Raw genomic sequence first — 18769 nt, 5'->3', positions numbered from 1 at the left:
TGGGTTTTTATACCGCCAAAGGCTTACATCGAAGCAAGAATATTAGGGCCTTTGTTTTTTCCCAGAGCGCGCTAGAATGCGCGCCGAACGTGCGGAGATCTGTATGTGGCAACAGACGCTGATAACCCTGCGGGCAAGGCCCCGGGGCTTTCATCTGGTGACCGACGAGTTGCTTGCCGGCCTGCCTGAACTCAAGGCGTGTCGGGTCGGCCTGTTGCATCTGTGGCTGCAGCATACCTCGGCCTCGTTGACCATCAACGAGAACGCCGATCCGGCGGTACGTCGAGACTTCGAACGATTTTTCAATCGGCTGATCCCACAAGGAACCGCCGACTATGAGCACAACGACGAAGGCCTGGACGACCTCCCGGCGCACTTCAAGGCCAGTGTGCTCGGTTGCCAGCTCAGCCTGCCGGTGACGGCAGGACGGCTGGCATTGGGAACCTGGCAAGGTGTTTATCTGGGCGAGCACCGCGATCACGGCGGTGCTCGTAAAGTCCTCGCCACCTTGTACGGTGAAGGGGCATAACCGCTGGTTGCCGGCGGATGTTGAATTTTTTCTGGCAGCCTTCGAACAGATGGCGAAGCTGGGCTATAACTAATCTGCTTTTCGCAAGTCATGAGGTAGAACATGAGCGACGATGATCTGGAAAACGACGACCTCGAAGTAGGCGACGAAGACGAGGCCGAAGAAGGCCTTGAGGTGGCGGCTGAAGACGTTGCCGAAGACGATGGCGCCGATGTTCCGGCACCCACCGCCAAGGGCAAGGCCAAGGCTGCGGTATCGGTCGACGAGTTGCCGAGCGTAGAGGCCAAGAACAAGGAGCGTGATGCGCTCGCCAAGGCCATGGAGGAATTCCTGGCCAGGGGCGGCAAGGTGCAGGAAGTGGAGGCCAACGTGGTCGCGGATCCGCCCAAGAAGCCTGACAACAAGTACGGCAGCCGTCCTATCTGAGTACTTGCTTCTTGCTTGCTGAAAAAAGCCCGCCGTCGCTGCGGGCTTTTTCATGGGTGCGATTCCATCTCCAGGCCAGGCGCAGTCCCTGTGGGAGCGGGCTTGCTCGCGAAAGTGGTTTATCTGTCACATCAATGCTGGATGTGCCGCCGTCTTCGCGAACAAGCCCGCTCCCACAGGGTTTTGTGCCTGGCGCAGAGCCTCAGGGCACAGCAGAACCAGGGTGGGAGCGGCGGATGGCTCAGTGTTGGCTATGCCACGCCGCCAATAGTCCCGGCAGTTCGGTCAGGCTGCGAATCTCCGCATCTGGCGCATGCTCGGCATCCCAAGCCTTGCCGGCCGGGTTGAACCATACCGCGCGCAGGCCGGCCTGTTGGGCGCCGGCGATGTCGTCGCCGGGGTGGTCTCCGATGTGCACGGCGGTTTGTGCCGTGGCGCCGCCGCGTTGCAGGGCTTCGTGGAACAGCCGGGCATCAGGCTTGGCGATGCCGATGTCCTCGGCGCACAAGGCGAACTTGAAGTAGTCCGCCAGCCCCAGGCGTCGCACGTCGGCGTTGCCATTGGTGACCACACCGAGGGCGAAATGATTGGCCAGGATTTCCAGGGTGGGCTGCACCTCGGGGAAAATCTCCAACTGATGACGGGCGTGCAAGAACGTCTCGAAAGCCTGGTCTGCCAGCTCAGAGGCTTGCCACTGGTCGTAGCCGGCTTCCTGCAGGGCGCGAAACAGCACCCGTCGGCGCAGGGCACTGATGCGGTGCTTCAGCCCAGGCTCCTCGCGCAGCACTTGTTCGCGAATCGCAAAAAGATGCTCCACCGGCACGCCGCCCAGGTTCGACGCGTTGTCGGTCAGCCATTGGCGGAGTGTGGCTTCGGCGCTGGCGATAACCGGGGCGGTGTCCCACAGGGTGTCGTCCAGGTCGAAAGTGATGAGCTCGATGGTCATGATTCGTCGCCTTTGATGCGTTTGGCCCTGGGATGGGCACTGTCATAGACCGTCGCCAGGTGCTGGAAATCCAGGTGGGTGTAGATCTGGGTGGTCTTGATGTCCGAGTGTCCCAGCAGCTCTTGAACGGCGCGCAGGTCCTGGGAGGACTCCAGCAGGTGGCTGGCGAAGGAGTGCCTGAGCATGTGCGGGTGCAGGTTCTGCCCCAGCTCGCGTTCGCCGGCGGCCTTGACCCGCAACTGAATCGCTCGCGGGCCGAGGCGCCGCCCGCGTTGGCTGACGAACACCGCGTCGTCGGCGGGGTTGGCCAATGCACGCAGGGGCAGCCACAGTTCCAGGGCTTCCCGGGCCTTGCGGCCGATGGGCAACAAGCGGGTCTTGCTGCCCTTGCCGAGCACTTGGACCATGCCGTCGGCCAGGTCCAGTTGATCCAGGTTGAGCCCCGTCAGCTCTGAAAGCCGCAGGCCGGAAGAATAGAACAACTCGAGAATCGCCTGGTCGCGCCGGGCCAGGAAGTCATCCTCGACGGCACCTTCGAGCAATTGCAGGGCGCGGTCGGTGTCGAGGGTCTTTGGCAGCCGGCGTTCGCCCTTGGGCGGAGCCAGGCCGGTGGCCGGGTCGTGATCGCACAGGCCTTCGCGATTGAGGTAGTGATACAGGCCACGTACTGCCGACAACAGCCGAGCCAGGCTGCGGGAGGATTGCCCCTGTTGATGCAGGCGGGCGATCAGGCTGCGCAAGCGCTGGATATCCAGGGCCGACCAGCTGCCGATGCCCTGCTTCTGGCACCAACCCAGCACTTTATCAAGGTCGCGGCGATAGGCCGACAACGTGTGGGGCGACACCTGGCGCTCACTGCGCAGGTGTTCGCAGTAGGCGTCCAGTTGCCGTTCCATGATCAGCGTACCGAGCGCAGCGAACCGGCGACCCGTGGCAGTACCCGGGCGGTGACTTCGGCGATGTAGCTCAAAAACAGCGTACCCACCGAGCTCTTGTAGTGCTGCGGATCGCGACTGGCGATGGCCAGCACGCCGTGCACGCCCTGATGGGCAATGGCGACAACGGCGGTGGAGCCGATCTGCTTGCGTTGTTCTTCGCCGAACAGGAAGTCCAGCTCATGCTCGCGCAGGCTGCCGCTGACGCTTTTGTTTTCCGTGAGCAGGCCGCCGATGGCCGTTTGCGCTTCGGCGTGGGTCACCCAGCGACCCACCGGCATGGCGTTGTCGCCGAACAGGATCAGGCTGACGAAAGGCACCTGGAAATCCTGGCGCAGGCTGTCTTCGACGCTCATGACCAGGTCTTCGAGGGTGCTGGCGTCCATCAGGGCCAGGATCAGCCGGCGGGTCTTGTCGAAGAGCCGGTCGTTGTCCCGGGCCACGTCCATCAGGTGCGAAAGCCGATGGCGCATCTCGATGTTGCGCTCGCGCAGGATTTTCATCTGGTGCTCCACCAGCGACACGGTGTCGCCGCGCCGGTGGGGAATGCGCATCGTCGCAAGCAATTCTTCATGCTCGACGAAGAAGTCCGGATGAGCTTCCAGGTAGGCGGCCACGGCCGCGACTTCTGGAAGGCTGGGGGATTCGTCGGGCTGTGGGGCTGGAACCTGTGGCTGATCGGTCATGGGTTTGGCTCACTCAAAGACGAACTTGTCCTTCGTATACGCGCACTGCCGGACCGGTCATCATCACCGGTTGGCCAGGGCCCGCCCATTCGATGGACAGGCGCCCGCCGGGCAGGTCGATCAACAATGGCGAATCCATCCACCCCTGGCTGATCGCAGCGACGGCAGCGGCACAGGCGCCGGTACCGCAGGCCTGGGTTTCCCCGGCGCCGCGTTCCCAGACGCGCAATTGTGCGCGGTGGCGGTCGATGACTTGCAGGAAACCGACATTCACCCGCGCCGGAAAGCGTGGATGGTGTTCGATTTTCGGCCCCAGTTCATGCACCGGGGCACTGTTGATATCGGCCACTCGCAGCACGGCATGGGGATTGCCCATGGACACCGCCGCCAGTTCCACCGAGGCGCCGTCGACGTCCACCTGATAGCTCAGGGCCTGGCTCGGTGCCTGGAAGGGAATGTCGGCCGGTACCAGGCGCGGAGCGCCCATGTTGACGCCGATCTGGCCGTCGCTGCGCACATCCAGTTCGATGATGCCGCTCTTGGTCTCGACGCGGATCTGCCGTTTGGCCGTCAGGCGCTTGTCCAGCACGAAACGGGCGAAGCAGCGCGCACCGTTGCCGCATTGCTCCACTTCCGAGCCGTCGGCGTTGAAGATCCGATAGCGGAAATCCACGTCCGGGTTGTTGGGTGCCTCGACGATCAGCAACTGGTCGAAACCGATACCGGTGTGTCGGTCCCCCCATTGCTTGGCGTGTTTGGGCAGGATGTGCGCGTGCTGGCTGACCAGGTCGAGGACCATGAAGTCATTGCCCAGGCCGTGCATCTTGGTAAAACGCAGCAGCATGGTTTTACTCCGGCAGCAGGCTTTCGCCGGCAAACAACTCGGCTACCGTCTCGCGGCGACGCACTTCGAATGCCTGATCACCGTCCACCAGCACCTCGGCGCAGCGGCCGCGGGTGTTGTAGTTGGAACTCATGACAAACCCGTAGGCGCCAGCCGAATGCACGGCCAGCAGATCGCTTTCTTCCAGCGCCAGCTCCCGACCCTTGGCCAGGAAGTCGCCGGTTTCGCAGATCGGCCCGACGATGTCGTAGCTGCGGGCCGCGGTGTCGCGAGGGCGCACGGCGGTGACGTCCATCCAGGCCTGGTACAGCGCCGGGCGGATCAGGTCGTTCATCGCCGCGTCGACGATGGCGAAATCCTTGTGCTCGGTGTGCTTGAGGTACTCGACCTGGGTCAGCAGCACGCCGGCGTTGGCGACGATGTAGCGGCCCGGTTCGAACATCAGCGCCAGGTCACGCCCGTCGAGGCGCTCACGCACGGCCTTGATGTAGTCGGCCACCAGCGGCGGCTCTTCATCGCGATAGCGCACGCCGACACCGCCACCCAGGTCGATGTGGCGCAGGTAGATGCCGCAGTCGCCGAGGCGGTCGACCAGCGCCAGCAGGCGGTCGAGGGCATCGATGAACGGTTCGAGGGTGGTCAGTTGCGAGCCGATGTGGCAATCGACGCCCAGCACTTCCAGGTTCGGCAGTTGGGCAGCGCGCACGTACACGTCTTCGGCGTCGGCAATGGCGATGCCGAACTTGTTTTCCTTCAGACCGGTGGAAATGTACGGGTGGGTGCCGGCGTCGACGTCCGGGTTCACGCGCAGGGAAACCGGCGCGCGGACGCCCAGCTCGGCGGCGACGATTTGCAGGCGCTCCAGCTCGTCGGTGGACTCGATGTTGAAGCAGTGCACGCCAACTTCCAGGGCGCGGCGCATGTCTTCACGGGTCTTGCCGACGCCGGAGAACACGATCTTGTCGGCGCTGCCGCCAGCGGCCAGCACACGCTCGAGCTCGCCACCGGAGACGATGTCGAAACCGGCGCCCAGGCGCGCCAGGACATTGAGCACGCCCAGGTTGGAGTTGGCTTTTACAGCGAAACACACCAGGTGCGGCATGCCGTCGAGGGCATCGGCGAACGTCCGGTACTGGGCTTCGATGTGGGCACGGGAATAGACGTAGGTCGGCGTGCCGAAACGTTCGGCGATCGCGGACAGGGCAACCCCTTCCGCGAACAGCTCCCCGCCACGGTAGTTAAAAGCGTCCATGGCGTTCCCTTAGTAAGTGGTGTGGGTGTCGTGCGCGTGTGACTTGGATTGCGACGACTTGGCCTGTTCTTCAGGGGACTTGCTGTCATCAGGCAGGTACAGCGGACCTTTTTGACCACAGGCTGTCACGAGGCAGGCAACCGCGACGAGCGCAGCAAGGGAAGAGATCAGGCGCTTCATGGCGAAATCCTTGAAAATGCGTTAATTGCGCCGGAGTATACCGGCCACCCGTCAGCTTGCCTATGCAACGGGCCGCCCGTCCGGCGGCACTGTTGTCGTTGATCGGTATATCCTTTGCAATCGCCGGGCGGCGTCCGTATCTTGCGGCGCTTGAGCATGAGCAGACATTTTCGAGGTTGCCGCAATGAGTTTGACTGAAGCCCGTTTCCACGATCTGGTCGATGCGACCCAGCAAACGCTGGAGGATGTGTTCGATGACAGTGGCCTGGACATTGATCTGGAAATCTCCGCGGGTGTACTCACCGCCAAGTTCGAAAACGGCAGCCAATTGATCTTCAGTCGCCAGGAGCCGTTGCGGCAGTTGTGGCTGGCGGCGGTCTCCGGTGGCTTTCATTTCGACTACGACGAGGAAAGCGAGCGCTGGATGTGCGACAAGAGCGAAGAGCAACTGGGCGAGATGCTCGAGCGCATCGTGAAGCAGCAGGCGGGCGTGGAGCTCGATTTCGAAGGCCTGTGACGGCGTGAGCCAGACCGCACCGCCACGGCCCCCCAAGCCGCTCTACAGCAACGTCAGCCCCGCCGTGCCGTCGCCGTGCACCCGCGTGTGCAAGCTGGATGAGCAGAAGGTCTGCCTCGGCTGTTTCCGTCACGTGGAAGACATCCGTGAATGGCGCTCGGCTGATGACGAGCGTCGGCGGGTCATCTGTGGCGAGGCGGCTAAGCGCAAATCTCTGAGGTAATTTGTGGTGAGGGGATAAATCCTCTCGCCACAGTCATTCTGCCTCCCATGACGATGAGTAGACCCCGCCCGTCTTGTTTATTTATTGAGCTGTGGTAGTGTCCGGCTACGCCTCAATTCGCCGAGGCCCGTGAAAACCCCGCCTTTTTGTGGCGGGGTTTTGCTTTTTTTGTGCAGAAGAAAGGAGTCTGCCTGGATCATGACCGCACCTTCCATCACCCTTACCCGCCTGGACGTACAGCGTCTGGAACGCCTGATCGACAGTCTTGATGAAACGCTGCCAGGCGTGATTGCGTTGCAAACCGAACTGGATCGCGCCGAGAACGTGGTAGGCCACGAAGAAGTGCCTGCCGATGTCGTGACCATGAACTCGCGTGTGCACTGCCGCGAAGAAAGCAGCGGCAAGGACTATCACCTGACGTTGGTTTATCCACAGGACGCCAATGCCGACGAAGGCCGGATCTCGATCCTGGCACCGGTGGGCAGTGCCTTGCTGGGCCTGAAGGTCGGCCAGCACATCGACTGGCCGGCCCCGGGCGGCAAGACGTTGAAGCTGACCTTGCTGGACGTCGAATACCAGCCTGAAGCAGGCGGCGATTTCCACCTCTGAGTGCCTGGCCGCGTCAGACCAGGGCCAGTGCCTCGTTCAGGGCGCGTTCCAGGTCGGCCTTGTAGCGCAGGTACAAATTGCTTGAGCAGGCCCCGTCGCCCACCAGCCCCGAGAGGTCCAGGTCGGTGATGTAGCAGCGATAGCGCTGGGCTTCGCGGCGCTGTTCGACAATCTCCCTGGCGACCACGCGGAACAATTGGTCGCCATGTTCCAGTTCGGAAAACTCCTGCTGATCGCAGTACAGGGTGACGTGCACCTGCCCGTGCGCAGCTTTGCCGATGATCGCCTGCACGTCATAGAACGGCTTGTTGACCGGCGTCTGAGGGGCTTGTCGCGCTTCGATCCGCCGTGCCCGGCCACCTGAAGGCAACAACTGGTAGTACAGCGTTTCCAGGGTCAATGGCTGGGCGGCGTCCAGGGGTAGCAGGGCGTCGCGACGGTACAGCACCGATTGCAGGAAACGCTGCAGCGGCACCAGCAGGCTTTGTTCGTCGTGATACGGCAGGTGTTGTTGCCACAGCGCATTGAATTCATCGAGCACGTACAGATCGGCTTCGTCCTCGTTGGTGCGGTAGAACACCTGGATGCATTCGGGCTGGCCCATGGGCAGGATCAGCGCCAGGTCATGGTCTTCCAGAGCCATCGGGTCCAAGTGCAAGGGGCTGTAGGCCGTCAGTTCTTCGCCCAGGTAATCCATCAGCGCCGACAAGCTGCCCAGGGCCACGTGATTGACCTGGCCGGGCACCAGTTCCAGCACGTGATAATGCTGCTGGACCTGAAGCAGGTAGCGGTGGTTGAGCCTGCTCAACAGCAGGGTCTGCGCCGTTTCGATGACGTCTTCGACACGTCGGGCAATGAATTGGGCGCGGTTGTGGCAGAAGCAGCGTACCTGCAAGCGCGGTTGGCGCTGGGTGACGGGCAGGTCGTTGAGGTAGTCGCGCAGGCAATCGAGCAGGGCGTGTTCGCCGTCGAAACGGTTGACCAGTACCTCATTCCAACTGTTGAGCGTGACCTGGTCGAGGGTCAGCACCAGGTTCTCCCTGACCCCGGCATAGCTCAGGGAGTCGGTACGCTCGGTGGTCATCAGGATGTTCAAGTCGCGGTGGTGCTTGAGCGGGTCGACGCCGACGTTCACCAGGATCAGCACTTCGCTGGGCACGCTGGCACGCAGCAACTGCGATTCATCCACCGTGACCAGGGGCAGGGCGATGGACTGTTGCAGGCTGCCCAGCAGGTTGAAAAGTTCAAACTCGCTCAGGTCGCTGGTACCCGGGTGCAGCGCCAGGCGCGTGCTGCTGTCGATCACGCCGTTGCGGTGGCACCAGGTCAACAACTCCAGCAACTCGCGGCAGCGCTTGATCGGCGCGAAGTTCTCCCACTCCAGGGCGTTGAGGCTGCCGTTGTACAGGCCCCACTGGTTCTGCCCAGGTTCCCTCTTGTTGGGCGATTGGACCAAGGTCAGGGTGTCTTCGGCCAGGTCCGGGGCAATGCCGGGGTTGATGAATTCGACCTTGTCGGCCTTGCGTTCGAAAGCGGCGTACAACCGCCGGCCAAGCACGTTGAGATCGCGCTTGTTGATCAGGCTGACGGTTTTTTCGGTACGGGCGAACTGGGTCAGGAAGCGGTAGCTGTGGGTCAGTTCGTTGACCAGCGCGCGCCGCTCGTGGCTGACCTGACGGACTTTCCACTGGCTGCGGCTGTCCAGCAACGCCAGTTGACGCTGGTCCCAGCCCCATTCCCGGGACAGTCGTTCAAGCAGTACCCGTTGCCAGCCACTGCTGCGCGCCTGGCCGGTAAGTTTGCGATTGACCTTCAGGTACAGCGCGCGGCGGATCAACTCCAGGCGTTCGGGTTCGCCACGGGCATTGAGGTATTCCTCGATGCGACGGTAAACCAGCATGTACGGGTCCAGCTCTTCCAGGTCCAGGCGATTGGCGAACACGGCCTGTTTGAAGCGCAGGCTCAGGCAGCGCACGTTCGGGTGTTCGCTGGCATAGACCTCGGTCAGCAGCAGCTTGAGCACGGATTTGTAGGGGGATTCGATGCCCTTGAACAGTTGCCAGAGCCCGGCACCGACGAATTCGCCCGGCGGAATGTAGGCCAGGTGCCCCAAGTCCAGGGTTTCATCCGCGCGAATGAAACGCTTGGACATCAGCGTATGGGTGTACTGCTCGTAGTTCTCTTCTTCATAGACCGGCACCAGCCACCAGATCGGTGTGCGCCCGGCCAGCCAGATCGCGGTGCGGTAGAACTCATCCAGCAGCAGGTAATGCTGGGTGGTGCCGCAATCGTCGGAACTGAGCTGGTTGTCTCGTTCGCCCCGCACGAAACGCGCCGGGTCGATCAGGAAGAAGTGGGCTTCGGCGCCCTGGGTCGCGGCCCAGGTTTCCAGCAATTGGCATTTCTTGCGCAGCTCGGCCAGTTCGTCGTCGCTCAGGTCCGGCCCGTGGCACACCCACACGTCCATGTCGCTCTGGTCGGCCTGGGCCAGAGTGCCGAGACTGCCCATCAGGAACAGGCCTAGGATCGGTCGCGGCGGGTTGCTGCCGTGCCGGGGCTTGTAGGAAAACGAACGGGTCAGGCGCTGGGCTTCGACAAGGACATTGGCGTCAGGCTCGTAGTTCGACAGCCCGGCAGGGGTACTGCCGGAAACGTAGCCGGGCAGCAGCGGATGGTTGACGTGGAAGAACAGCGGCAGCAGCGTCAGCACGCCTTGCTGGCGGGGCGACAGGCCTTCCAGGGCGCGTTCCATCCGGACGTTGTTGAGCTTGAGAAAACGCGCGCGCAACTGGCTCAGGACCTTGCGGTCGATTCCCTCGTCCAGATCAGGGCGTATTTCATGGTTGCGGGTCATGTCGGCTCAAACCGGCTCGCGGCGTCGAACGTGGGAAATCAGGGGTGATGGCAGTTTAGCGTCCGGGCTCGGGAATTCTTAAGCCGAAAGTCGATTTGGATGTCAGATTTTTCACGCAAGGCGCCCGCGCCTGTGGAAATCCGGCAAAGCAGATTTCCGTGGGCGACAGGGGAGAATCAGGCGGCTTCTTGAACGCTGAGGATCGTCAGGACGGTTTGGACATTCTGCGCAGCGTCCCGACCCAGGCTGGTCAGGTAGCCACCGTCGGGTTGGGTGATCAGCTCTTTTTCATACAGGCGTTGGGCGGCGGCAATTGCCTTGGGGGCAGCGGTCTGATGAATTTTCAGGCCTTCCTGGGAACTGTCCAGGTTGAAGAGTGCAAGGATTTCCAGTTCGGCAACCAACTCAGGGGTAAGCGACATAAGGACTCCAGACTTTCTAGGAATTGGGTCGACAGCGTCACTAAGGTGAGCGCACTCGGTCGAGCTGTCCAGTGTCAGAGTAGTGGTTTTTTCGTTTTAGGGGACGGAGCACCGCTGTACTACCGGGCGGAGCCCCCTGTGGCGAGGGGATTTATCCCCGCTGGGTCGCGAAGCGGCCCCAAAAAACATGAGCGCGCCCGATTTCTAGGGTCTGCTTCGCAGCCCAGCGGGGATAAATCCCCTCGCCACAGGAGCAACTTTGCCTCACGGTTTATTTCTTTTCCGGCGGTAGCTCGGGAAGGGCCCGCAGCGCCGCTTCGTACCATTGGGTGTCGAACGGGCGATCCTCATCGAGCATGGCGTCGATCTCATAGGCCAGCACATGAGCCATGAGGTTGAGAATGTCTTCGCGCTCGTAGCCCACCAGGGTCAGCTTGTTGAGCGTGGCCTTGGCCGCTGGCGGATTTTCGCTTTCGATCTGGTTTTCAATGGCTTCGATCAGCGTCGATTCAACGAATTCTTCTTCGTCGTTGTCGATGTCGGTTGGCTCGCTCATGGCCGGCTCCTGTAAGAAAGGTCGCCAGTTTACCTGCATTCGGCGGCGTGATGGGCCTGGCGGGAAACGCCCCTGCGGTCTATAACCCAAGGCTGCCAACCCCACACGGCCTGGAGGCCTTGTAATGCTCAAGCTTTATGGTTTCTCTGTCAGCAATTATTACAACATGGTCAAGCTGGCACTGTTGGAGAAGGGCCTGCCCTTTGAAGAGGTCCGGTTCTTCGGCGCACAGACCCCGGAAGCTCTGGCCATCAGCCCTCGCGGCAAGGTGCCGGTGCTGAAGATCGAGCAGGGTTTTATCAACGAGACCAGTGTCATTCTCGAATACATCGAGCAAACCCAGCCGGGTAAGGCTCTGCTGCCGGCCGATCCGTTCGAGCGCGCCCAGGTGCTGGCCTTGTGCCGGGAAATCGAGCTGTACATCGAGCTGCCGGGACGGGCCTGCTACAGCGAGGCGTTTTTCGGTATGTCGGTGGCCGAGGCCATCAAGGAAAAGTCCAAGGCCGAATTGTTGTTGGGGGTCGCCTCGCTCGGCCGGCACGGCAAGTTCTCGCCCTACGTGGCGGGCGACAGCCTGAGCCTTGCCGACCTGTATTTCTACTACAGCCTTTCGCTGGCCTTGCAGGTGGGCAAGAAGGTCTTCGATATCGATTTGCTGGCGGAGCTGCCGGCGGCCAGGGCGCTGATGGAACGCTTGGAGCAGAACCCGAACGTGCGGCGGATCGCTGCGGACAAGGAGGCAGAGATGCCAGCGTTTTTGGCGATGATTGCTGCCAAGAAGTGAGTTTTTTGCTGTCCTGAGGATTGCTTTCGCGAGCAGGCTCGCTCCCACATTGGATCTCTATAGGTTCACAAGATTGTGTCCACTGAAGATCTATTGTGGGGGCGGGCTTGTTCGCGAAGCTTTTAGCGGCTGGCGAGCAACGCCTGGCCACGCACAACCGCCGCCTTGACCTGCGCCGGCGCGGTGCCGCCGATGTGGTTACGGGCATTGACCGAGCCTTCGAGGGTCAGCACGGCAAACACGTCCTGCTCGATCTGGTCGCTGAACTGGCGCAGTTCGTCCAGGCTCATTTCCGCCAGGTCCTTGCCGGTGTCCACGCCGTATTTCACGGCATGGCCGACAATCTCATGGCAATCGCGGAACGGCAGGCCACGGCGCACCAGGTAATCGGCCAGGTCGGTGGCGGTGGAGAAGCCGCGCAGGGCCGCTTCGCGCATCACCGCGTGCTTGGGCTTGATGGCCGGAATCATGTCGGCGAAGGCCCGCAGCGAGTCGCGCAAGGTATCGGCGGCGTCGAACAGCGGTTCCTTGTCTTCCTGGTTGTCCTTGTTGTAGGCCAGCGGCTGGCCTTTCATCAGGGTCAGCAGGCCCATCAGTGCACCGAACACCCGGCCACTCTTGCCGCGCACCAGTTCCGGCACGTCGGGGTTTTTCTTTTGCGGCATGATCGAGCTGCCGGTGCAGAAGCGGTCGGGCAAGTCGATGAATTGGAATTGCGCGCTGGTCCACAGCACCAACTCTTCGGAGAAGCGCGACAGGTGCATCATCGCGATGCTCGCGGCGGCGCAGAATTCGATGGCGAAATCGCGGTCCGAAACGTTATCCAGCGAATTGCCGCCCACGGCGTCGAAGCCCAGCAACTGCGCGGTGTATTCACGGTCGATCGGGTACGTGGTGCCGGCCAGCGCGGCGCTGCCCAGGGGCATGCGGTTGGTGCGCTTGCGGCAGTCCACCAGGCGCTCGTAGTCGCGGCTGAGCATTTCGAACCAGGCCAGCATGTGATGCCCAAACGTTACAGGTTGGGCGGTCTGCAGGTGCGTGAAGCCCGGCATGATGCTCTCGGCCTCGCGTTCGGCTTGTTCCAGCAGGCCTTTTTGCAGGCGAGTGATTTCGGCCAGGATCAGGTCGATTTCATCGCGCAGCCAGAGGCGGATGTCGGTGGCGACCTGGTCGTTGCGACTGCGGCCGGTGTGCAGCTTCTTGCCGGTCACGCCGATGCGGTCGGTCAGGCGTGCTTCGATGTTCATGTGCACGTCTTCGAGGTCGACGCGCCAGTCGAACTGGCCAGCCTCGATTTCAGTCTCGATGGTCTTCAGGCCGTCAATGATGCTGTCGCGCTCGGCATCGGTCAGCACGCCGACCTTGGCCAGCATGGTGGCGTGGGCGATCGAACCCATGATGTCGTGGCGATACAGGCGCTGGTCAAAATTGACGGAGGCGGTGAAGCGGGCGACGAAGGCGTCGACGGGTTCACTGAAGCGGCCGCCCCAGGACTGATTGGTCTTGTCAGTGCTCATGAATTCGCTCGTGATCGGCTGTGGAGAAAGTAGCGGTTAAAGGCTGCGGCGGATGATAGCAGGGTTGCCGGGACTGGCGCTGGCACTGGTCGGCAGGTTTTTTCAATCGAACCTGGGATCCAAGAGGGTTTTCGCACAACGATATTTTTCGATTGAGCAATATCGTCGTGGCAACCGTCTACAGTGGACGGTAGGACTTTTGCTTTTTCCATCCATGGCGCACCGGAAAAATAGAAGGGGGAGCTCATATTGGTCAGATCGACAGTTAACAATCCCTACGGCGACGCCGTGCGACAACGGGCCTCGGGCATCGATCGGCAAGCGCTGGTAAAGATAGGCAACCGCCTCGCGGCACTTTTTGGCCCTCGAACGAGTCTTAGCGTGGATCGCTGTGACGGATGTCACTTCCCCTGTCTACGCTATCCTTGTGCGAGACTCACGCAGGAATCCAGCGCAATATGAATGTCCTGATCGTTGATGACGAACCACTGGCCCGCGAGCGCCTGAGCCGAATGGTTGGCGAGCTCGAGGGTTACAGTGTCCTGGAGCCGAGCGCCACCAATGGCGACGAGGCATTGGCCCTTATCGACAGCCACAAGCCGGATATCGTGCTGCTCGACATTCGCATGCCGGGCCTGGACGGCCTGCAGGTGGCGGCGAAGTTGTGCGAACGAGAGTCGCCGCCCGCCGTGGTGTTCTGCACCACGCGCGACGACTTCCCACCCGAGGTGTTGCAGGCCGGTGCCGTGGGTTACCTGGTCAAGCCCGTGGCGTCCGAGGCGCTGCTCGAAGCCTTGCGCAAGGCCGAGCGGCCGAACCGCGTGCAACTGGCGGCGCTGACCCGTCCGGCCGCCGAAAGCGGCAGCGGCCCGCGCAGCCACATCAGTGCGCGCACCCGCAAAGGCATCGAGCTGATCCCCTTGAACCAGGTGGTCTACTTTATTGCCGACCATAAGTACGTGACCTTGCGTCACGAGAGTGGCGAGGTGTTGCTGGACGAACCCCTCAAGGCCCTCGAAGACGAGTTCGGCGAACGCTTCGTACGCATCCACCGCAACGCCCTCGTGGCCCGCGAGCGCATCGAGCGTTTGCAGCGCACCCCCCTTGGGCATTTCCAGCTGTTCCTCAAAGGTCTCAATGGCGACGCGCTGATCGTCAGCCGACGGCATGTGGCCGGCGTGCGCAAGATGATGCAGCAGCTTTAAGCCAGGCGTTCCACGCGTTCCACGCGTTTCAATTCCAGGATCTGGCGGCCAGGGAGGCCTTGGGGTCGTGATTCAAATCAAAGCGGTTTTGACTGAGCTGTTATTATCTGCCGTATCTTTTAAGTACGGATTGATCCATGTCCCCTCGCGAGATCCGCATCGCCACCCGTAAAAGTGCCTTGGCCCTCTGGCAGGCCGAATACGTCAAAGCCCGCCTGGAAGCGGCCCATCCCGGCCTGGCCGTGACCCTGGTGCCCATGGTCAGTCGCGGTGACAAGCTGCTGGACTCGCCGCTGTCGAAAATCGGCGGCAAGGGCCTGTTCGTAAAGGAGCTGGAAACCGCGCTGCTGGACAACGAAGCCGACATCGCCGTGCATTCGATGAAAGACGTGCCCATGGACTTCCCCGAAGGCCTGGGCCTGTTTTGTATCTGCGAACGGGAGGACCCGCGCGACGCGTTCGTCTCCAACACGTTTTCCAGTCTTGAGGCGTTGCCTGCCGGGAGTGTGGTCGGCACGTCCAGCCTGCGTCGCCAGGCGCAATTGCTGACGCGGCGTCCGGACCTGCAAATCCGTTTCCTGCGCGGCAATGTCAACACGCGCCTGGCCAAGCTCGATGCCGGTGAGTACGACGCCATCATCCTCGCCGCCGCCGGGTTGATCCGCCTGGGCTTCGAAGACCGCATCACCTCGGCCATCAGCGTCGACGACAGCCTGCCGGCCGGTGGGCAAGGGGCGGTGGGCATCGAGTGCCGCAGCGCCGACAGCGACATCCACGCCCTGCTGGCGCCGCTGCACCATGCCGACACCGCCACGCGGGTATTCGCCGAACGCGCGCTGAACAAACATCTCAATGGCGGTTGCCAGGTGCCGATCGCCTGTTACGCCGTGCTGGAAGGTGAACAGGTCTGGTTGCGCGGCCTGGTAGGGGATCCCAACGGTGGTCGGCTGCTCAGCGCCGAGGCCCGGGCTCCGCGCCACGATGCCGAAGCGCTGGGGGTGCGGGTGGCGGAAGACCTGTTGAGCCAGGGCGCCGCCGACATCCTCAAGGCGGTCTACGGCGAGGCCGGCCACGCGTGACGGGTTGGCGGCTGTTGCTCACCCGGCCTGCGGACGAGTCGTCGGCCCTGGCGGCTGTCCTGGCCGAAGCGGGGGTCCACAGCAGCAGCTTGCCGTTGCTGGAGATCGAACCGATCCCGCTGTCGGACTCCGGGCGGGCGACCTTCCAGGCGCTGGATCAATACAGTGCCGTGATCGTGGTCAGCAAACCTGCCGCACGCCTGTGCGTCGAGTTGCTGCGCCAACACTGGCCCCAGCCTCCAGACCAGCCCTGGTTCAGCGTGGGTGCGGCCACCGGACAGATCCTCGTCGATGCCGGCCTCACGGTGTTTTATCCCGATAACGGCGATGACAGCGAAGCCTTGCTGGAGCACCTGGTCTTGCGCCAGGCTATCTCGCGGCCCGACCCCAAGGTCTTGATCGTGCGGGGCGAAGGCGGACGTGGCTTGCTGGCGGAGCGTTTGCGCGAGCAAGGTGCTAGTGTCGACTACCTGGAGTTGTACCGACGCCACCTGCCCAGTTATGGCGAAGGGGCGTTGCCGGCGAAAGTCGAAGCGGAACGCTTGAACGCACTGGTGGTCAGCAGTGGGCAGGGCTTCGAGCATCTGCAGCGGCTGGCCGGCGATGCGTGGCCGGTCCTGGCGCGGTTACCGTTGTTTGTGCCAAGCCCAAGGGTTGCCGAAATGGCGCGTGCCGCCGGGGCCCGAACAGTTGTGGATTGCCGTGGCGCCAGCGCCGCGGCTTTGCTGGCGGCGTTACGGGAACACTCCGTGCCGTTTTCTAATGCAAAGGATGGATACGTGAGCGAAACAGCCTTGCCAAAAGAAGATCTAGACCAGCCAGCGATCGATGCGCCGGTTGAAACCCCGCCCCCGATGGCCCCGCGTCGCGGCAACGGGCTGGCCATTGTGGCCTTGCTGCTCGGTGCCGCCGGTGTGGCCGTGGGCGGTTGGAGCGTGTGGCAGGTGCGCCACCTGCAGACCAATAACCAGCAGCAATCCGTCCAGGTCCAGGCGCTGAACGACCAGGCCCAGACCCTCAAGCTCAACGAGCAACGCCTGAGTGAGCGCCTCGCGCAATTGCCCCCGGCCGAAGAGCTGGAGGAGCGGCGGCGCCTGGTGGCCCAGTTGCAAGGTGACCAGCAGCACCTGAACCAGCGCCTGGAGACCGTGCTCGGTGCCAGCCGCAAGGACTGGCGCCTGGCGGAGGCCGAGCACCTGTTGCGCCTGGCCAGCCTGCGTCTTTCCGCCCTGCAAGACATCAACAGTGCCCAGGCACTGGTCCAGGGCGCTGACGAGATCCTGCGCGAGCAGAACGACCCCGGTTCGTTCGCCGCTCGCGAGCAACTGGCCAAGACCCTTGCGGCGCTGCGCAGCACCGAACAACCGGATCGCACCGGGCTGTTCCTGCAACTGGGCGCCTTGCGTGACCAGGTGCTGCAACTGACCGAACTGGCACCTGAGTACAAGGACCGCGGAGAGTCGCTGCTGGGCCTGACCGCCGATGGCGATGGTGCCAGCCGGTGGGCACAGTGGTGGGACCAGATCTCGCGCTATATCCGCATCGACTTCAACGCAGACGAGAACGTCCGTCCGCTGCTGGCCGGGCAAAGTCTCGTGCAAGTGCGCCTGGCCTTGAGCCTGGCGCTGGAGCAGGCGCAATGGGCCGCCCTCAACGGTCAGGGGCCGGTATACACCCAGGCGCTGACCGAGTCGCGGGACGTGTTGAAGAACAACTTCAACCAGGACAATCCGCAAAGCCAAATCATGCTCGAGCGCGTGGGTGAGTTGTCCAAGCAACCGGTGACGGTGGTCACCCCGGACCTGACGGGCACACTGAGCAGCGTCCAGGCCTACCTTGAGCGCCGCAACCTCAACGCCCAGGAATCGGTCAAGCCGCTGCCCGCGCCAGGCGCGCAGGAGGCCACGCCATGAAGCGTCTCTACGTGATTCTGTTCGTGGTCATCGCCGCCGCCGGTTTGCTGGGCGTGGCGATTGCCGAGCATTCGGGTTACGTGCTGGTGGCGTACAAGAACTTCCGTTATGAAGCCGGCCTGTGGGTCACCCTGGCCTTGGTGGCGGTGCTCTGGCTGGTGTGGCGAGGCCTGCGGGCCCTGATCGGGTTGGTTACCACGTCCGGTGGCGTGGTCAACCCATGGTCGCGGCGCAACCGCAGTCGTCGGGTGCAAGTGGCGATTGAACACGGCCAGTTGGACCTGGCCGAAGGTCGCTGGGCCAGTGCCCAGCGACACCTGCACCGTGCCGCCGAAGCCGAGCGCCAGCCGTTGTTGTATTACCTGGGCGCCGCCCGTGCGGCCAACGAGCAGGGTCTTTACGATCAGAGCGACAGTTTGCTCGAGCGCGCCCTGGAGCGTCAGCCCCAGGCGGAACTGGCCATTGCCCTGGCGCACGCGCAATTGCAGACGGATCGAGGTGACACGGACGGCGCATTGAACACGTTGCAGGCCATGCATGAGCGTCATCCCCATAACGTCCAGGTCCTGCGCCAATTGCAACGACTGCATCAGCAGCGCGGCGACTGGTCGGCGGTGATCCGGCTGTTGCCGGAGTTGCGCAAGGATAAAGTCCTGCCGACGGCCGAGTTGGCTGAACTGGAGCGGCGTGCCTGGGGCGAGAACCTGTCCCTGGCGGCCCACCGTGAGGAGGACGGCAGCGTCGGTCTGCAGTCGCTCAACCGCGCCTGGCAACAGCTGACCTCCGCACAGCGCCAGGAGCCCGCGCTGGTGCTGGCCTATGCCGAGCAACTGCGTCAATTGGGCGCTCAGGTCGAGGCCGAAGAGGTGCTGCGCGGCGCGCTCAAGCGTCACTATGACAGCCATCTGGCGCGCCTGTACGGGTTGGTTCGCGGCCATGATCCGATCCGCCAGTTGCAAGCGGCCGAAGGCTGGCTCAAGGACCACCCGGCCGATCCGAGCCTGCTGCTGACCCTGGGGCGCCTATGCCTGCAGAACAGCTTGTGGGGCAAGGCGCGGGATTATCTGGAAAGCAGTTTGCGGGTCCAGCGCAACCCCGAAGCCTGCGCCGAACTGGCGCGCCTGCTGGCGCAACTGGGGGATGCCGAGCGCAGCAACCAGTTGTTCCAAGAGGGCTTGGGGTTGCTGGACGAGCGTCTGCTGGCCGCGCCGTTGCCGGCTCCGGCTCAGGTGTTGTCCACTTGAAATGAGTCCTTGTGGCGCTCCTGCATGGGTGGGAGCAAAGCTTGCTCG

Annotated in this window: 20 protein-coding genes and 1 pseudogene; 11 read left to right on the top strand and 10 right to left on the bottom strand. The window is 62.8% G+C overall.

Annotated features, from left to right (window positions below; all coding sequences use genetic code 11):
• Window positions 1–103 precede the first annotated feature (103 nt).
• Both ACMTA2_RS31480 and sutA read left to right on the top strand, forming a co-directional pair.
• Entirely contained in the window at window positions 104–529 is a 426-nt protein-coding gene (locus ACMTA2_RS31480) for a secondary thiamine-phosphate synthase enzyme YjbQ (RefSeq protein WP_245138934.1), read from the top strand.
• A 102-nt stretch (window positions 530–631) separates the two neighbouring features.
• On the top strand, window positions 632–955 hold the full coding sequence (gene sutA, locus ACMTA2_RS31475) for a dormancy-specific transcriptional regulator SutA (protein ID WP_413793185.1): 324 nt from the start codon (window positions 632–634) through the stop codon (window positions 953–955).
• Window positions 956–1196: 241 nt separating this feature from the next.
• On the opposite strand, the gene ACMTA2_RS31470 is transcribed toward sutA, so the two are convergent.
• From ACMTA2_RS31470 to lptM, 6 genes are read right to left on the bottom strand one after another with little or no spacing between them, the layout of a single operon-like run.
• The gene (locus ACMTA2_RS31470; RefSeq protein WP_413793184.1) at window positions 1197–1901 is read right to left on the bottom strand and encodes an HAD family hydrolase; all 705 of its coding nucleotides are present in this window, start codon (window positions 1899–1901) and stop codon (window positions 1197–1199) included.
• Window positions 1898–2797, bottom strand: a complete 900-nt coding sequence (gene xerC, locus ACMTA2_RS31465) for a tyrosine recombinase XerC (RefSeq protein WP_413793183.1) — start codon at window positions 2795–2797, stop codon at window positions 1898–1900. The genes ACMTA2_RS31470 and xerC overlap by 4 nt, the downstream gene beginning before the upstream one ends.
• Window positions 2798–2799: 2 nt before the next feature.
• Window positions 2800–3522 (bottom strand): DUF484 family protein, encoded by a 723-nt coding sequence (locus ACMTA2_RS31460; protein WP_413793182.1) that lies wholly within the window; start codon window positions 3520–3522, stop codon window positions 2800–2802.
• Window positions 3523–3535: 13 nt separating this feature from the next.
• Window positions 3536–4366, bottom strand: coding sequence for a diaminopimelate epimerase (gene dapF / locus ACMTA2_RS31455; protein WP_413793181.1), 831 nt, complete (start codon window positions 4364–4366; stop codon window positions 3536–3538).
• A gap of 4 nt (window positions 4367–4370) precedes the next feature.
• Window positions 4371–5618, bottom strand: coding sequence for a diaminopimelate decarboxylase (gene lysA / locus ACMTA2_RS31450; protein ID WP_413793180.1), 1248 nt, complete (start codon window positions 5616–5618; stop codon window positions 4371–4373).
• 9 nt (window positions 5619–5627) lie between these two features.
• Window positions 5628–5798, bottom strand: coding sequence for an LPS translocon maturation chaperone LptM (gene lptM, locus ACMTA2_RS31445; RefSeq protein ID WP_047226132.1), 171 nt, complete (start codon window positions 5796–5798; stop codon window positions 5628–5630).
• A gap of 184 nt (window positions 5799–5982) precedes the next feature.
• Between lptM and cyaY the strand changes: the two genes are divergently transcribed.
• From cyaY to rnk, 3 genes are all read left to right on the top strand, one after another.
• Window positions 5983–6315, top strand: coding sequence for an iron donor protein CyaY (gene cyaY, locus ACMTA2_RS31440; RefSeq protein ID WP_413793179.1), 333 nt, complete (start codon window positions 5983–5985; stop codon window positions 6313–6315).
• Between the two features lie 4 nt (window positions 6316–6319).
• Window positions 6320–6538 (top strand): DUF1289 domain-containing protein, encoded by a 219-nt coding sequence (locus ACMTA2_RS31435; RefSeq protein ID WP_413793178.1) that lies wholly within the window; start codon window positions 6320–6322, stop codon window positions 6536–6538.
• Window positions 6539–6736: 198 nt separating this feature from the next.
• Window positions 6737–7147 (top strand): nucleoside diphosphate kinase regulator, encoded by a 411-nt coding sequence (gene rnk / locus ACMTA2_RS31430; protein ID WP_060740094.1) that lies wholly within the window; start codon window positions 6737–6739, stop codon window positions 7145–7147.
• Window positions 7148–7160: 13 nt separating this feature from the next.
• Here the strand turns inward: rnk and ACMTA2_RS31425 are convergent, their stop codons facing one another.
• The 3 genes from ACMTA2_RS31425 to ACMTA2_RS31415 form a co-directional block, all read right to left on the bottom strand.
• Window positions 7161–10001 carry a class I adenylate cyclase gene (locus tag ACMTA2_RS31425; RefSeq protein ID WP_413793177.1) on the bottom strand — a complete coding sequence of 947 codons (2841 nt, stop codon included), beginning with the start codon at window positions 9999–10001 and terminating at the stop codon, window positions 7161–7163.
• Between the two features lie 176 nt (window positions 10002–10177).
• A complete protein-coding gene (locus ACMTA2_RS31420) occupies window positions 10178–10423 on the bottom strand; it encodes a TIGR02647 family protein (protein ID WP_041022651.1) in 246 nt (81 codons plus the stop codon).
• 271 nt (window positions 10424–10694) lie between these two features.
• Window positions 10695–10979, bottom strand: a complete 285-nt coding sequence (locus ACMTA2_RS31415; RefSeq protein WP_413793176.1) for a hypothetical protein — start codon at window positions 10977–10979, stop codon at window positions 10695–10697.
• 124 nt (window positions 10980–11103) lie between these two features.
• Here ACMTA2_RS31415 and ACMTA2_RS31410 point away from each other — a divergent pair, with 124 nt between their 5' ends.
• Window positions 11104–11763 (top strand): glutathione S-transferase family protein, encoded by a 660-nt coding sequence (locus ACMTA2_RS31410; RefSeq protein WP_413793175.1) that lies wholly within the window; start codon window positions 11104–11106, stop codon window positions 11761–11763.
• Between the two features lie 122 nt (window positions 11764–11885).
• On the opposite strand, the gene argH is transcribed toward ACMTA2_RS31410, so the two are convergent.
• Window positions 11886–13280: an argininosuccinate lyase gene (argH, locus tag ACMTA2_RS31405; protein WP_413793174.1), complete on the bottom strand. Its 1395-nt coding sequence runs from the start codon at window positions 13278–13280 to the stop codon at window positions 11886–11888.
• Window positions 13281–13738: 458 nt separating this feature from the next.
• On the opposite strand from argH, the gene ACMTA2_RS31400 reads away from it, so the two are divergent.
• From ACMTA2_RS31400 to ACMTA2_RS31380, 5 genes and pseudogenes are all read left to right on the top strand, one after another.
• A complete protein-coding gene (locus ACMTA2_RS31400; RefSeq protein WP_060740100.1) occupies window positions 13739–14485 on the top strand; it encodes a LytR/AlgR family response regulator transcription factor in 747 nt (248 codons plus the stop codon).
• A gap of 137 nt (window positions 14486–14622) precedes the next feature.
• Window positions 14623–15564: a hydroxymethylbilane synthase gene (gene hemC / locus ACMTA2_RS31395; protein ID WP_413793173.1), complete on the top strand. Its 942-nt coding sequence runs from the start codon at window positions 14623–14625 to the stop codon at window positions 15562–15564.
• Window positions 15561–16307, top strand: a pseudogene (locus tag ACMTA2_RS31390) (uroporphyrinogen-III synthase); the annotation flags it as partial. The gene hemC and the pseudogene ACMTA2_RS31390, both read left to right, overlap by 4 nt.
• 36 nt (window positions 16308–16343) lie before the next feature.
• Window positions 16344–17477, top strand: a complete 1134-nt coding sequence (locus ACMTA2_RS31385) for a uroporphyrinogen-III C-methyltransferase (RefSeq protein ID WP_413795754.1) — start codon at window positions 16344–16346, stop codon at window positions 17475–17477.
• Complete coding sequence (locus ACMTA2_RS31380) at window positions 17474–18721, top strand: heme biosynthesis protein HemY (RefSeq protein ID WP_413793172.1); 1248 nt, start codon at window positions 17474–17476, stop codon at window positions 18719–18721. Before ACMTA2_RS31385 ends, ACMTA2_RS31380 begins: the two co-directional genes overlap by 4 nt.
• The last annotated feature ends 48 nt before the right edge of the window (window positions 18722–18769 follow it).

This window comes from Pseudomonas medicaginis, assembly GCF_965119365.1.
GTDB lineage: Bacteria > Pseudomonadota > Gammaproteobacteria > Pseudomonadales > Pseudomonadaceae > Aquipseudomonas.
Note: the sequence above shows the minus strand (reverse complement) of the source record. Positions and strands in the feature narration are given on the sequence as shown.

Bases quoted from the DNA above. Each gene is read 5' to 3' on its own strand.
- ACMTA2_RS31480 (WP_245138934.1), top strand. From the start codon at position 104: ATGTGGCAACAGACGCTGATAACCCTGCGGGCAAGGCCCCGGGGCTTT.
- sutA (WP_413793185.1), top strand. From the start codon at position 632: ATGAGCGACGATGATCTGGAAAACGACGACCTCGAAGTAGGCGACGAA.
- ACMTA2_RS31470 (WP_413793184.1), bottom strand. From the start codon at position 1,901: ATGACCATCGAGCTCATCACTTTCGACCTGGACGACACCCTGTGGGAC.
- xerC (WP_413793183.1), bottom strand. From the start codon at position 2,797: ATGGAACGGCAACTGGACGCCTACTGCGAACACCTGCGCAGTGAGCGC.
- ACMTA2_RS31460 (WP_413793182.1), bottom strand. From the start codon at position 3,522: ATGACCGATCAGCCACAGGTTCCAGCCCCACAGCCCGACGAATCCCCC.
- dapF (WP_413793181.1), bottom strand. From the start codon at position 4,366: ATGCTGCTGCGTTTTACCAAGATGCACGGCCTGGGCAATGACTTCATG.
- lysA (WP_413793180.1), bottom strand. From the start codon at position 5,618: ATGGACGCTTTTAACTACCGTGGCGGGGAGCTGTTCGCGGAAGGGGTT.
- lptM (WP_047226132.1), bottom strand. From the start codon at position 5,798: ATGAAGCGCCTGATCTCTTCCCTTGCTGCGCTCGTCGCGGTTGCCTGC.
- cyaY (WP_413793179.1), top strand. From the start codon at position 5,983: ATGAGTTTGACTGAAGCCCGTTTCCACGATCTGGTCGATGCGACCCAG.
- rnk (WP_060740094.1), top strand. From the start codon at position 6,737: ATGACCGCACCTTCCATCACCCTTACCCGCCTGGACGTACAGCGTCTG.
- ACMTA2_RS31425 (WP_413793177.1), bottom strand. From the start codon at position 10,001: ATGACCCGCAACCATGAAATACGCCCTGATCTGGACGAGGGAATCGAC.
- ACMTA2_RS31420 (WP_041022651.1), bottom strand. From the start codon at position 10,423: ATGTCGCTTACCCCTGAGTTGGTTGCCGAACTGGAAATCCTTGCACTC.
- ACMTA2_RS31415 (WP_413793176.1), bottom strand. From the start codon at position 10,979: ATGAGCGAGCCAACCGACATCGACAACGACGAAGAAGAATTCGTTGAA.
- ACMTA2_RS31410 (WP_413793175.1), top strand. From the start codon at position 11,104: ATGCTCAAGCTTTATGGTTTCTCTGTCAGCAATTATTACAACATGGTC.
- argH (WP_413793174.1), bottom strand. From the start codon at position 13,280: ATGAGCACTGACAAGACCAATCAGTCCTGGGGCGGCCGCTTCAGTGAA.
- ACMTA2_RS31400 (WP_060740100.1), top strand. From the start codon at position 13,739: ATGAATGTCCTGATCGTTGATGACGAACCACTGGCCCGCGAGCGCCTG.
- hemC (WP_413793173.1), top strand. From the start codon at position 14,623: ATGTCCCCTCGCGAGATCCGCATCGCCACCCGTAAAAGTGCCTTGGCC.
- ACMTA2_RS31380 (WP_413793172.1), top strand. From the start codon at position 17,474: ATGAAGCGTCTCTACGTGATTCTGTTCGTGGTCATCGCCGCCGCCGGT.